A 12,775-nucleotide genomic window follows, 5' to 3' on the forward strand; every position below is an offset into this window, starting at 1 on the left:
CGCGGGCTGGGCTTCGGAGGTCAGCCCAGCATGTCCTCGATGAGGTCGGCGGCCCGCGCGGTACCGCCCTCGGCCAGCGCGTCGGCCCTCAGGCGGGCCGAGCGACGGGCGACCTCCGCGTCGGCGACGAGTTCGGTCAGGGCCCTGCGCAGGGTCTCGGCGGTGGCGTCCGGGGTGTCGATACGGCGTGCCACGCCCAGCTCCACCAGCCGGTCGGCGTTGAGGAACTGTTCCGCGCCCTGCGGGACCGCGATCATCGGGACCCCGGCCAGCAGCCCTTCGCAACTGCTGCCCATGCCCGCGTGGGTGACGAAGGCGTCGGCCTGGTCCAGGATCGCCAACTGCGGTACCCAGGAGTGCACTTCGACGTTGGGCGGGATCTCGCCGAGTTCCTTCGGATCGGTGCGCTTGCCGATCTGGAGGACGACGTGCCAGCCGGGCAGGTTGCCGTACGCCGCCAGACACTGACGGTAGAACTCCGGTTGGTCGGTGTACGCCGAGCCCAGGGAGATCAGCAGGACGTGCTCCGCGCCGGCGGGACGTGTCCAGGTGTCCTCACTTCCCCGCGGGCGGGTACAGCGGCCGACGAAGGTCACGGTGTCGGTGTCGACCTGGTCCGCGTGCGGTTGCATCGCTCGCGGGATCAGGGCCAGAGTGTGCGCGGGGCGGCCGGAGAAGGCGTCCATGTCCGTGGTGGACGCGCCGCAGTCGGCGAGCCACCGCGCGAACCTCGCCCGGTAGGCGTCGGCGCCCGGCAGTCGCCAGATGTGTGCGGCGACGTCCTGGTCGTAGCCCTCCCAGGCCACGAAGGTCGGGGACAGCTGCATGAGCGGACGGCCCTGGGCCTCGGCGAGGGCGCGTCCGGCGTAGGCGCCGATGTCGTAGAGGTAGAGGTCCGCGGGGTCCTGGTCGTAGGTGGCGCGCAGGTGCGGGAGGACCTGTTCGGCCTCGTCGAGGAAGAGGGTCATCGCGGCGATGGGGTCCTCGGGCCAGTGGTTGTCGGAGACCGGCAACACCGTGGTGTACGGGACGAGTTCGGCGCCGGCGGCCGTGATCAGGTCGGCCCTGGCCGGGTCGTTGGCGTAGGTCACGCGGTGACCTCGGGCCACCAGCTCGCGGATGACCTCGATGCTGGGCAGGACGTGACTGACGGCGGGGACGCCGACCATCGTGATATGGGCACGGCGACGGGACACGGCAGGCATGCGAGAAATGGGAGAACACTCGTTTCAGGTCTACGGCACCAGGGCGCGGCCAACGGCGGCCGGGCATCTCGATTACGGCTGGCCGCTTACGGCTTACGGCTTACGGCGGAGGTCCGGGGCGGCGGCCTCCAGGTCCGCGATGCTGCCCGACATGATCGTGCGCACGTGCTCGGTGATATGCCCCACGGGCCAGTCCCACCAGGCCACCGCGAGGAGCCGGGCGATGTCCGGTTCGCGGAAGCGGGTGCGGATGAGCCGGGCCGGGTTGCCGCCGACGATGCCGTAGTCGGGCACGTCCGCGGTGACCACGGCGCCGGTGCCGATGATCGCGCCGTGTCCGATCCGGACGCCGGGCATGACGGTCGTGCCGTGGCCGAACCAGACGTCGTGGCCGACGACGGTGTCCCCGCGGTTCGGCAGACCGGTGAGCAGGTCGAAGTGGTCGGCCCAGGAGCCGCCCATGGTGGGGAAGGGGAAGGTGGAGGGGCCGTCCATGCGGTGGTTGGCGCCGTTCATGATGAACCGGACTCCCGTGCCCAGTGCGCAGAACCGGCCGATGACGAGCTTCTCCGGCCCGTAGTGGTAGAGCACGTTGCGCGTCTCGAACGCGGTGGGGTCGTCCGGATCGTCGTAGTAGGAGTACTCCCCCACCTCTATCAGCGGGGACTTCACCAGCGGCCTGAGCAGTACCACCCGGGGCTGCTCGGGCATCGGATGGAGCACGGTCGGGTCTGCGGGTAACGGCATGGCGAGCGATTCCTTGATGGGATGTGCCCAGGTCAGCGGCGCGAGGGCCAGGCCGCGCTCACGTGGTCGCGTCCCGGGTGCTCGCCGACGTGGCGGGCGCAGGCGTCAGTGAGGATTTCCAGGAGGGTCAGCGGGTCGGGCAGCGGGTGCTCGGGGCCGCGTACCCAGTGCACACTCTGGTCACCGGGGAGCCGGGCGGGCGGGACGAGGACGTAGGAGCCGCGGCAGTGCCAGCGCAGGCCCGGGTGCTCGTCCATCGTCTCGGGATGGCAGTCCAGCTCGCACGGCCACCACTCGTCCTCCTCCTCGGGGGTGCCGCGGGTGAGGGTGAAGAAGAGCAGGCGGCCGTCGTCGCTCTCGGCGACCGGGCCGACCTCGATGCCGGAGGCGAGCAGCCGCTCCAGCGCCTGGCGGCCGGCTTCGAGGGGGACGTCCAGGACGTCGTGCACCATGCCGGTCGCGGTGATGAAGTTGGCCTGCGGCTGGTGCCGGGCCCACCGCTCGATCTGGGCGCGGTCGGTGGTCGACTGGGTCTGCCAGGCGAACGACACCGGGTGCCGGGCGGGAGTGGGACAGCCGACGCGGTCGCAGGAACAGCGGTAGTCGGCGGCCGGGTAGGCGGCCGGCGCCAGCGGCAGGCCGGCTTCGGCGGAGGCGAGCAGCAGGGCCTCACGACCGCCGTCGCCGGCGGCCTCCTTGGGGCGGCGTCCGCGCAGCCACTGGGAGAGTTTGCCCTGCCGGCCGGTGCGATCGCCGAACTCCGCGCTCATCTATCCCCTCGCCTCGCTGTTGTGCGGAACAGCATGCCCTATGGTCCCACTATCCTGCGCTTCGGGGGGCCGGAGCCGGCAAGCGGGCCAGGTGGGACGGGGGTGCGGGGGGCGCTCAGCGGGGCGCGATGCCGTGGAGGGCGTAGTCGACGAGGGTGTCGGTGTACTCGTAGGAGATCGGGCCCGTGTACTGGAGCCAGCGCTGGGCCAGCGGTGAGATGAAGAACTCCAGGGCGATGCGCGGGTCGATGTCGGGGCGCACCTCACCGGCCTCCTGCGCGGCGCGCAGCCGGTCGACGTAGAGCTGGAGTGACGGTTCCATGAGCGTGGCCGCGCACCTGCGGCCGAGTTCTTCGTCGAGCAGCCCCTCGGCGGCCAGGGCCCGTGACGGCGCCGCGTACCGGGGGTCCTTCAACTGGTCGACGGTGGCCCGTAGTACGGCCTTGATGTCGGCGGCGAGGTCACCGGTGTCCGGGATGACGTACGGCTCCGCACCCGCCTCCCGCGATGCCTGTGCGAAGAGGTCGAGATACGCCTCCAGCAGGACGTCCGCCTTCGACGACCACCACCGGTAGATCGTCTGCTTGCCGACGCCGGCGCGGGCCGCGATGCCCTCGATGGTGGTCCGGGGGTAGCCGAGCTCGACGACGAGTTCGAGGGCGGCGTCGTAGATCGCGCGGCGGGACTTCTGGCTGCGGCGGGTGGTGTCCGGGGTGGACTTCTGGAGGGTCATGCGTCGAATTTAACAGGTTGACAAGACGGTGCGTCTCGCTCGACAGTGAGTCTCATGCAAGAGCGAGACGATACGTCTCGTCACTTCGATGGGCATCAATGGACATCAGGAGGAGGCTGTCATGGCCCGAGGCGGGGAAAACATGCTGGGCGTCGGCGGCACGCGGAGGAACCTCGGCCGCAAGGCCCTGCGGGGCAGCGCCCAGGACGGCCCGTTCGGCGGTGGAGTCGACCGCCAGGCCCAGAAGCAGGAGCTGCTGCGCAAGCTTCAGGAAGAACGCACGAGTAAGGGGAGCAAGGAGGAGCGTGCGAGTGAGGAGGGGCGTGCGAGTGACGAGTCGTCGTGACTAGGGCTGGCCCGCCGGCGGCCAGGCGTCGCCCCAGGCGGGTGGCTGCGACATAGGCGGGGCGTCTCGATGGTGGCGGGTGCGGGTCGTCGGGCGGGTTTTCTTCGCCACCGCCGCCCCTACCCGCCTCGGGCGGCGCGGACGTTTCGCATGCTCGTAGGCTCCCAGGGTGATTGAGACCATCGTGTTCGACATCGGCGAGACGATCACCCGCGACGATCGCTACTGGGCTTCGTGGGCCGACTGGTTGAACGTCCCCCGACACACCCTCTCCGCACTCGTCGGCGCTGTTGTCGCCCAGGGGCATGACAACGCCGAAGCCCTCCGGCTCGCACGTCCAGGCATCGATGTGGCCGCCGAGTACGACGCACGGGACGCCGCCGGCCGCGGCGAGCACCTCGATGAGAGCGACCTGTACGAGGACGTGCGCCCGGCCCTGCCCTCGCTGCGGGAAGCCGGTGTGCGCGTCATCATCGCCGGTAATCAGACACCGCGCGCGGCTGAGCTGCTGCGCGACCTCGACCTCCCGGCGGATCTCATCGTGACCTCGGGGGAATGGGGGGTGGCGAAGCCGCAGCCGGAGTTCTTCCGGCGGGTGCTGGAGGAGGCACAGGCCGCGCCGAGCGCGACGGTGTACGTCGGCGATCACCCGGCCAACGACATCTTCCCGGCGAAGGCGGCCGGGCTGCGTACCGCTCACATCCGGCGGGGCCCCTGGGGGCATTTGTGGGCGGATGCCCCCGAGGTCGTGGCGGCGGCGGACTGGCGGATCGACAGCCTCACACAGCTCACGACACTCATCGCGGACTGACCGTGGCGAAACGGCCCCATCAGTTTTGGCTGGTGGGGCCGTTCATGTACACGCTGCGTCTTGGCGCGGGTACGGTTCGGAGTCGACGCACCGAACTGGAGCCAGCATGCCCGCACTTCCTCATGGCGGGGTAGGCGCTCGGATCGCCTATTACCGCAGCGTCGTCCGTCCGAAGATGACGCAGAAGCAGCTGGCCGACGCAGCTTGCGTCGCGCTCGGCACCATTCGCAAGATCGAGCGCGGCGAGCGTGGCGTCACTGACGCCACCCTCGAAGCCGTCGCTGAAGCCCTCGGCGTCGACCCAACCCGTCTCCTGGCCGACCGCGGGCCGGCCCACACCCGCGTCCACGACGCCCTCCCCGCACTCTCTGCCGCGATCGCCGCCTACGACATCCCGGAGGACGGCCCGATCCGCCCCCTGAACGAACTCCGGGCAGCCGTCGACGAGGCCGTCACCTGGAGGCTCGCCGCCCAGTACACGCGCATCGTCCGCAAGCTCCCCGACCTGCTCACCGAGCTCGCGCGCGCCTACCACGAAGCAGCAACTCCCGAGCGCCGTGAGATGACTCAGCTTCTCGTCAGCGCATACCGATCAGCGGACGCCGTTGCCTTCAAGTTCGGTGCCCGCGACCTGTCCGCGCGCCTGGTCGAACTCATGAGATGGGTCAGCCCCGAGGCTCACGACCCGCTGCTGTCGGCGTCCGTTGCCTACGTACGGACGGAGACGTTCTTCGCGGCGCGCGCTCACGCCGCAGGGCTGCGCGCTCTGGAACAGGCACTGGATGCCGCACCCGCTCCCGACACGGTGCCCTTGATCGCAGCGCGGGGCGCACTTCACATGCGGGCCGCGGTCGTCGCCGGCCGGGCACGTAATGCTTCGGCAGCAGCTCTGCATCTGGACGAGGCTCGCACCCTCGCCGACCGGGTGCCGGAAGATGTGTACTGCGGCACCGCATTCGGCCCCGACTCCGTACGCATCCACGAGGTTTCGGTCGCCGTCAGTGTCGGAGACGAGCACGTCGGTCGTGCTCTCGACGTGGCTGGCGAGTGGAAGCCGCCAACGGACCTCCCGGCGGAGCGGCGCAGCAGCTTCTACATCGAACTTGCCCGCGCCCAGCTGTGGTCCGGGCTCGCGGATGACGCTTTCGAGTCCCTGAAGGTGGCCCGAAGGATCGCCCCGCAGCACACCCGCGAGCATCCGTGGGTACGAGAGGATGCCGCCACGCTCCGTCGGCTGAAGCGCGCCGACTCGGAGACCCTCACCAACTTCGCCGAATGGTGCGCTGCGACCTGATCAAAATCCCCAACTACCCCTTGCCGGGGTACTTGTGACTCTTGCCTGCCCCCACCATCTGTCGCACGCGTAGGAACCAGCAGATGGGAACCAGGGATGCCCGACGCACTCCCGCTCGCACCGACAGTCATTGACGGGCGCATGAGCATCGTTCGACTGCACGGTGAGGCCTGCTTCGACTGCGGTGCCGTCGGCAAGGCCCTACGCGCGGCTGGGCACGTGAGGCTGCGCGGCAGCACCCGTGTCTGGCTCATCGTCACGTGCGGATGCCGCAGTAGGGCAGCCGTCGCTTGAGCTCCGTAAAGACCAGCAGACCCCGGCGACCGCGGACACGGCCCCGGGGCGCGGCCAACCTGAGAGAGCAGGTCGACAATGAGAAACGCTACAGTCCCCGCAGGTCCCGCCACATCCCCACCCAGCCCGTCGCCCGGCGGCCCGATCGAAGGGTGGTTGGCCTCCGCCCACCCGTCACCCAGTGCGGTGCGGAACGAGTGGAGCAGCGCCGCGAAGCTCGCCCTCATCCCGCTGGGGAAGACCTTCGACACAGTCCGCATCCACGAGCCCGTCGTGCACAGCGCCGCTCAGAGCGACGAATCGTCCACCTTGGGCCCTTGGCTCGCTCGGCACCTGCGCGGTCCGGTCATCCACGACCCGGGATTCCGGCGCTACTACGTCCTCGTACCACCCGGCACAGCCCCCGCCTGGACGGCGCGGAACACAGAGTGCCTGAGCGATGGCACCTACCTGGGCGTTCCACGCACCGACCGCACCGAACTGGACGAGTACACGCGGGCCTCGTACTGGTCGGTGCCGATGGCCCGGCCGGGCGCCCTGTGCCAGGCCGCCGACGTACTGCAGGTCGTGCTCATGGGCCACGTCCTGACCGACGAGGACGAGTCGTGATCGCACCCGTGGCGGAGGCCCCACCCTCATCGGCGGAATGCACGCTCGCCCAGCGGCCCGAGTACAAGGATCTGCACGGCGACTGCCGCCAGACGAAGGACATCCCACTCCCCCACGCCTCCGGCATCCTGCTCCAGCGCCGCTGTGGCTGCGCCTGCCACAGCAACAACAGGCCCAGAGCCTGACCGCCCGCCCCGGTTGAGGGGCCCCATGGCGACCGCAGGGTCAGGGTCGCACCCCCAAGCGCCCGTACCGCCGAAGGACCGCAAGCCTCCCGCGGGACGGGTTCCAGACTCCCGCCCCGGCTCCCCCGAACCCTGGACAGGTCGAGCGGTCGGGGCGGGGGTCGGAGTTCGCCCCGCTGTCGGTGAACGGCAGCAGACCACGTAGGAAACCGGAAGAAGGAGAGCGCACCAGTGACGACAATCGCCCAAGGATTACCGGAACGCACCGTGACTGAGCTTCTGTGGCTGGACCTGACCCGGAAGTGCCAACTTGCCTGTACCCACTGCTACAACGAGTCGGGCCCGGACGGCACACACGGCAGCATGATCCGTGAGGACTGGCTCAGCGTTCTCGACCAGGCCGCCGCATGCGGCGTACGCGAAATCCAGTTCATCGGCGGCGAGCCGACCCTGCACCCTGACTTCGCGGACTTGGTCGACCACGCCCTGAACAACGGCCTCAACGTCGAGGTGTACAGCAACCTCGTCCATGTATCGGCCGAATGCTGGCAGTTGTTCGAGCGGAAGGGGCTCACCCTCGCTACGTCGTACTACTCCGACAGCAGCGCGGAGCACAACACGGTGACGGGCCGTCCCAGTCATGGCCGGACCCGGACGAACATCGCCGAAGCCGTACGGCGCGGCATCCCCCTGCGCGTCGGGATCATTGCGGGCAGCGAGGCACAGCGCGTCGGCGAGGCACGGCAGGACCTCGAATCTCTGGGCGTCAGCCGCGTACGCGTGGATCACGTCCGGCCATTCGGGCGCGGCGGGCAAGGGCAGGGGCAGGCGCCGGACATGGGCAGCCTGTGCGGCCGGTGTGGCACAGACCGAGCGGCGATCAGCCCCACGGGCGATGTCTCCCCGTGCGTCTTCTCGGCATGGCTGAGCGTCGGTAACGTCAGGGACGCCCCGCTGTACTCGATCCTCAACAGCCCCGCCATGGTCAAGACCAACGCATCCATCCGAAGCCGGCGCACCCCCCAGGGTTTCGACGCCTGCACGCCCGACACCGACGACGAATGCTCCCCGGGAACTCCGGGCAGTGAGTGCACCCCGAGGAACTGAAGGACGTATGAGCCTCTCCCTTCCCGCACCCGAGATTCAGGCACTGATCTATCCGCACACGGGGGAGCTGATCAGCCTTCAGCCCACCGAGCGTGGGTTCAGCTCGGATCTCACGGCCCTGGTCGACAGCGGGAAGGGAGGGTTCTTCGTCAAGGCCGTCCGCAATCGGCCCGGGGGGCGCCGCGACTCGCTCATCCGGGAGAGGCTGATCAATCAGTTCGTGCAACCGATCTCGCCTGCGTTGCGGTGGTATGCCGAAGACGAGCACTGGATCGCGTTGGGCTTCGAAGCAGTCGACGGGCGCTTGTCAGACTTCAGCCTGGGGTCTCCGGATCTGCACGGGATCGTCGAACTCGTGGACCGGATCGGGAGACTTAGTCTCCCCGAGGTAGCGCAGGGCTGGCGGGAAACCCGGTGGGACCGGTTCGCCCTCGACGAGACGGAAGCCGAGCTGTTCCGGGGTAACGCTCTGCTGCATACGGACATCAATCCGAGCAACCTGATCTTCGGCGAATGGAGCGTGTGGGCCGTCGACTGGGCCTGGCCAACTCGGGGGGCGGCGTTCATCGATCCGGCCCTGCTCGTCGTGCAACTCGTCGCGGCCGGGCACAGCATCGAGGACGCCGAATCGTGGGCATCGCACTGCACAGCGTGGACGAAGGCCGACCCGGAGGCAGTCGACGCGTTTGCCGCAGCCACCCTCCGCATGTATCGCGCGTTCGCTGATCGGAAACCCGATGCGCCATGGCTCAAAGCCATGGAGGCAGCGGCCCAGACATGGGCAGATCACCGGCGCGTGACAGTGGCGTGTTAGTGGCCTGCATGATCGGCCCCGCACGTCCGCTGCCCCCGTGGCGGATCGGCGGGACCTTCCGTTTCAGTCCACGAGGGCCGAGATCCGCTGCTCGTCTGGCGAGGATGCCGTACGCCGTCGATGCCGGGATTGGGCTGCATGCAAGCCTGAGGGCACCCAGCCGGTGGGAATCGGTCGGCGTCACGGCGGCCAGGCATCGCCCCAGTCCGCGTCGCGGGCCGCCTTGTACAGGTCGCCGTGGCGTTTGGTGATCGTGCGGCGGGTCAGGTGCTCGTCGGCCTCGCACAGGTCGAGGAGCACCTGGCCCTTGCGGATCTGCGGGCGCCGGATCACGCGGGCGGGGGCCGGTGCGACGGGGAGGCGGGTGGCGGCGACGTAGGCGAACTTCTCGTCCTCGTAGGCGAGGGAGCCGCCCTTGACCTGGCGGTGGAGGGAGGAGCGGCTGACCCTCGCCGAGAAGTGGCACCAGTCCTCGCCCGGGACGATGGGGCAGGCGGCGCTGTGCGGGCAGGGGGCCGCGATGCGGAATCCGGCGTCGATCAGGCGGTCGCGGGCCTCGATGACGCGGGTGTAGCCGTCGGGGGTGCCGGGCTCGACGATCACGACGGCCTGCGCGGCGGTCGCGGCGGCGTCGACGAGGGCGGCTCGGTCGGTGGCGGTGAGCTCGTTGAGGACGTAGGAGACGGTGACGAGATCAGTGCTCTCGATGGTGAGCGCCGCTCCGATCCGAGAGCGCTGCCAGCGGGCGCCGTGCAGCGCCGGGTTGGCGGCGGCGATCTCCCGGCCGAGGGCGAGCGCGGGCTCGGACCAGTCGAGCACGGTGACGCTGCGCTCGCCGGGCCAGGTGGCGGTGACGGCCCAGGTGGCGGCGCCGGTGCCGCCGCCGATGTCGATGTGGCCGGCGGGGGTCCAGTCGGGTACGGCCGTTGCGAATGCCTGCAGCGCCGAGTGGACCGCCTCGAAGGTCGCGGGCATGCGGTAGGCGGCGTATGCGGCCACGTCGGGGCGGTCGCGGAGGATCGGGGCGTTGGTAGGTGTGGTTCCCCGGTAGTTGGCGATCAGCCGGTCGACTGCCTGTGCGGCCTGCCGGGGCGGGAGGCCGTCGAGGATGGCGGCAAGGCTGCGGCGCAGGGTGTCCGCTGGGGAAACAGGGTCGTTCACGTGGCGATTGTATGTTTGCCGCCGTGTGCCGGTGCGGGCGTTGCTGGGGGCTCCGCCCCCAGACCCCCGGGCCTATGCCCACCCTGCCACCCGTCTCGGTTGGTCGAGAGGCGGAGCTTGTCCTGGGGGCTCGGTTGGTCGAGAGGTGGCCCCCGCTACGTCCCCCGCACCGCCCGCGCCACCCTCGTCCCCACCGCCGCCCGCGGGCGGCTGTCCGGGCCCCGCCTCCTCGGATGCACCGTATTCGCCAGCAGCACCACGAACGTGTCCGTCGCCTTGTCCAGGACCAGCGACGTGCCCGTGAAGCCCGTGTGGCCCGCCGCGCCCCGCCCCGCCAGCTTCCCCATGAACCACGGCTGGTCCACAGCGAAACCCACCCCCGGCGGGGTCAGCATCAGCTCCACGAGATCCGGGCCGAGGATGCGGGCGGGGCCGTAGGAGCCGCCCGCGAGGAGTGTGCGGCAGAAGATCGCCAGGTCGCGGCCCGTGGAGAACAGGCCCGCGTGGCCGGCCACGCCGCCCAGCGCCCAGGCGTTCTCGTCGTGGACCACGCCCCGCAGCATGCCCCGGTCCGCCTTGGCCCAGGGCCGTCGCTGGTCCTCCGTCGCCGCCGCGCCGGGGCACGGGCCGAAGCTGGTCGCCGTCATGCCCAGCGGGCGGGTGATGCCGTCGTGGACGAGGACGTCGAGGGTGCGGCCGGTGATGCGTTCCAGGAGGTGCTGGAGGAGGAGGGGGTTCAGGTCGGAGTAGGTGTGGGTGCCGGGTACGCCCACCGGGGGTTCCGAGCGGAGCCGCTCCAGGCGCTCCGCGTCGTCGGCGCAGTCGTACAGCGGGAGTTCGGGACGTAGTCCGGACGTGTGGGTGAGCAGCTCTCGTACGGTGATGCCGTGCTCGGCGGCCGCGCGGAAGTCCGGCAGGTACGCGCCCACGTGGGCGTCGATGCCCAGGGTGCCCCGCTCGACCTGCTGTACGGCGGCGACCGCCGTGAACAGCTTGGTGAGGGAGGCCAGGTCGAAGGGGGTGTCGACGGTCGCCGGGACGCGGGCCTCGGGCGGCAGTTCCACGCCCGCGTCCGCCTCGGGGTCGTAGGACGCGTAGCGGACGGCCCAGCCCGCCGCCTCCTCCACCGCGATCACCGGGCCGCGCCCGGCGACCACGACGGCGCCCGCCGCCCAGGGGCGCTCGCCGTCGGTGAGGTCGCGCACCTCCTGGACGAGGTGACGGAGTTCCTCGGGGTCGAGTCCGGCCCGTTCGGGCGTGTCGTTGCGCAGTCTCGGTGCGCTCAGCTCTCCGCTCCCTCCGATGTCGCACGTTTGTTCCAGGGACGGCACATTCCCATGAAGCAGGCGAGTGCCACCAGTGCGGCGGCCAATTGGACGACGGCCATCGGGACGGCGGTGTGCTCCCCGGCGATGCCGACGAGCGGGGAGGCGATGGCGCCGATGAGGAAGGAGGACGTACCGAGCAGGGCGGACGCGGAGCCCGCGGCGTGCTTGACACGCATGAGGGAGAGCGTCTGGGTGTTGGGCAGGGTGATGCCCATCGCCGACATCAGGACGAACAGCGCGACGGCCACGGGGGCGAGGCCGACCTCGCCGAAGACGTCCAGGGACATCAGCAGCAGGGCGGTCGCGGCGGCGATGACGATCGCGAGGCCCACGGCCAGGACGCGGTCCAGGCTCACCCGTCCGACCAGCACCTTGCCGTTGATCTGGCCGACGATCACCAGGCCGACCGAGTTGACCCCGAACAGCAGGCTGAAGGTCTGCGGGGAGGCGCCGTAGATCTCCTGGATCACGAACGGCGAGGCCGAGACGTAGGCGAAGAGGGCGGCGAAGGTGAAGCCGCCCGTGAGCATGTAGCCGGAGAAGGCGCCGTCGGCGAGCAGGCCGCGCATCGCGCGCAGGGCTTCGCCGACCCCGCCGGAGTGGCGTTCGGCGGGCGCGAGGGTCTCGGGGAGCTTCGCCCACACGACCCCGGCCAGCAGCAGCCCGACGACCGTGAGGACGACGAAGACGCCCCGCCAGTCCGTGATCCGCAGGATCTGCCCGCCGATGAGCGGCGCGACGATCGGGGCGACCCCGGAGATCAGCATGAGGGTGGAGACGAAGCGGGCCATGGCCATGCCGTCGTAGAGGTCGCGGACGACGGCCCGCGCGATCACTATTCCGGCCGCGCCCGCGAGGCCCTGGGCCAGCCGGAAGGCGACCAGGAACTCGACGGTGGGGGCGAGGGCGCACAGGGCGGTGGTGACGATGTAGACGGCGAGGCCGATGAGCAGAGGACGCCTGCGGCCCCACCGGTCGCTCATCGGGCCGACCACCAGCTGTCCGAACGCCATGCCGGCCAGGCAGGCGGTGAGGGTGAGCTGGGCGGTCGCGGCGGGGGCGGTGAAGGACCTGGTGACCTCCGGGAGGGCGGGGAGGTACATGTCCATCGCCAGCGGGGGCATGGCGGCGAGGCCGCCGAGGATCAGGGTGACGAGCAGGCCGGTGCGGCGCAGGGCGCGGGCGGCCGGTTCCGATCTCGGTACGGCCGCCCGCGTCGTGTCCGGTATGTCTGATGTTGCCGATGCCTTTGATGCTGCTGCTGTCGCCGGTGCCGCTGGTGCCGCCCGCGTTGCCCCGTGCTCGGGCATGCGCCCCTCCCTTTCCGAGTGATCCGCCACCTATGCTCTCAGTTCGTACAGAGTGCCGAGG

14 protein-coding genes are annotated in these 12,775 nt (G+C 70.4%); 7 read left to right on the forward strand and 7 right to left on the reverse strand.

Features of this window, described 5'->3' with window-relative positions; all coding sequences use genetic code 11:
- Nucleotides 1–20: 20 nt before the first annotated feature.
- The 4 genes from AB0I77_RS12935 to AB0I77_RS12950 form a co-directional block, all read right to left on the reverse strand.
- A complete protein-coding gene (locus AB0I77_RS12935) occupies nucleotides 21–1,196 on the reverse strand; it encodes a macrolide family glycosyltransferase (protein ID WP_363282728.1) in 1,176 nt (391 codons plus the stop codon).
- Between the two features lie 102 nt (nucleotides 1,197–1,298).
- Nucleotides 1,299–1,952, reverse strand: a complete 654-nt coding sequence (locus AB0I77_RS12940) for a CatB-related O-acetyltransferase (protein WP_363282536.1) — start codon at nucleotides 1,950–1,952, stop codon at nucleotides 1,299–1,301.
- Between the two features lie 32 nt (nucleotides 1,953–1,984).
- A complete protein-coding gene (locus tag AB0I77_RS12945; RefSeq protein ID WP_363282538.1) occupies nucleotides 1,985–2,722 on the reverse strand; it encodes a bifunctional DNA primase/polymerase in 738 nt (245 codons plus the stop codon).
- Nucleotides 2,723–2,837: 115 nt separating this feature from the next.
- On the reverse strand, nucleotides 2,838–3,455 hold the full coding sequence (locus AB0I77_RS12950) for a TetR/AcrR family transcriptional regulator (protein ID WP_363282539.1): 618 nt from the start codon (nucleotides 3,453–3,455) through the stop codon (nucleotides 2,838–2,840).
- Between the two features lie 121 nt (nucleotides 3,456–3,576).
- Here AB0I77_RS12950 and AB0I77_RS12955 point away from each other — a divergent pair, with 121 nt between their 5' ends.
- The 7 genes from AB0I77_RS12955 (at nucleotide 3,577) to AB0I77_RS12985 (ending at nucleotide 8,915) form a co-directional block, all read left to right on the forward strand.
- On the forward strand, nucleotides 3,577–3,801 hold the full coding sequence (locus AB0I77_RS12955) for a DUF6243 family protein (protein ID WP_363282540.1): 225 nt from the start codon (nucleotides 3,577–3,579) through the stop codon (nucleotides 3,799–3,801).
- Between the two features lie 169 nt (nucleotides 3,802–3,970).
- The gene (locus tag AB0I77_RS12960) at nucleotides 3,971–4,612 is read left to right on the forward strand and encodes an HAD family hydrolase (RefSeq protein ID WP_363282541.1); all 642 of its coding nucleotides are present in this window, start codon (nucleotides 3,971–3,973) and stop codon (nucleotides 4,610–4,612) included.
- 106 nt (nucleotides 4,613–4,718) lie between these two features.
- Complete coding sequence (locus AB0I77_RS12965; protein ID WP_363282542.1) at nucleotides 4,719–5,906, forward strand: helix-turn-helix transcriptional regulator; 1,188 nt, start codon at nucleotides 4,719–4,721, stop codon at nucleotides 5,904–5,906.
- Between the two features lie 480 nt (nucleotides 5,907–6,386).
- A complete protein-coding gene (locus AB0I77_RS12970) occupies nucleotides 6,387–6,809 on the forward strand; it encodes a hypothetical protein (RefSeq protein WP_363282543.1) in 423 nt (140 codons plus the stop codon).
- Nucleotides 6,806–6,994, forward strand: a complete 189-nt coding sequence (locus AB0I77_RS12975; protein WP_363282544.1) for a hypothetical protein — start codon at nucleotides 6,806–6,808, stop codon at nucleotides 6,992–6,994. The genes AB0I77_RS12970 and AB0I77_RS12975 overlap by 4 nt, the downstream gene beginning before the upstream one ends.
- Before the next feature lie 267 nt (nucleotides 6,995–7,261).
- Nucleotides 7,262–8,101 (forward strand): radical SAM/SPASM domain-containing protein, encoded by an 840-nt coding sequence (locus AB0I77_RS12980; protein ID WP_363282545.1) that lies wholly within the window; start codon nucleotides 7,262–7,264, stop codon nucleotides 8,099–8,101.
- Between the two features lie 7 nt (nucleotides 8,102–8,108).
- Entirely contained in the window at nucleotides 8,109–8,915 is an 807-nt protein-coding gene (locus AB0I77_RS12985; RefSeq protein WP_363282546.1) for a protein kinase, read from the forward strand.
- Nucleotides 8,916–9,095: 180 nt separating this feature from the next.
- Here the strand turns inward: AB0I77_RS12985 and AB0I77_RS12990 are convergent, their stop codons facing one another.
- From AB0I77_RS12990 to AB0I77_RS13000, 3 genes are all read right to left on the reverse strand, one after another.
- Complete coding sequence (locus AB0I77_RS12990; protein ID WP_363282547.1) at nucleotides 9,096–10,076, reverse strand: small ribosomal subunit Rsm22 family protein; 981 nt, start codon at nucleotides 10,074–10,076, stop codon at nucleotides 9,096–9,098.
- 155 nt (nucleotides 10,077–10,231) lie between these two features.
- Nucleotides 10,232–11,407, reverse strand: coding sequence for a serine hydrolase domain-containing protein (locus AB0I77_RS12995; protein WP_363282548.1), 1,176 nt, complete (start codon nucleotides 11,405–11,407; stop codon nucleotides 10,232–10,234).
- The gene (locus tag AB0I77_RS13000; protein WP_363282549.1) at nucleotides 11,359–12,714 is read right to left on the reverse strand and encodes a multidrug effflux MFS transporter; all 1,356 of its coding nucleotides are present in this window, start codon (nucleotides 12,712–12,714) and stop codon (nucleotides 11,359–11,361) included. The genes AB0I77_RS12995 and AB0I77_RS13000 overlap by 49 nt, the downstream gene beginning before the upstream one ends.
- Nucleotides 12,715–12,775 lie beyond the last annotated feature (61 nt).

The sequence above is a fragment of the Streptomyces sp. NPDC050619 genome, from assembly GCF_040654815.1.
GTDB lineage: Bacteria > Actinomycetota > Actinomycetes > Streptomycetales > Streptomycetaceae > Streptomyces.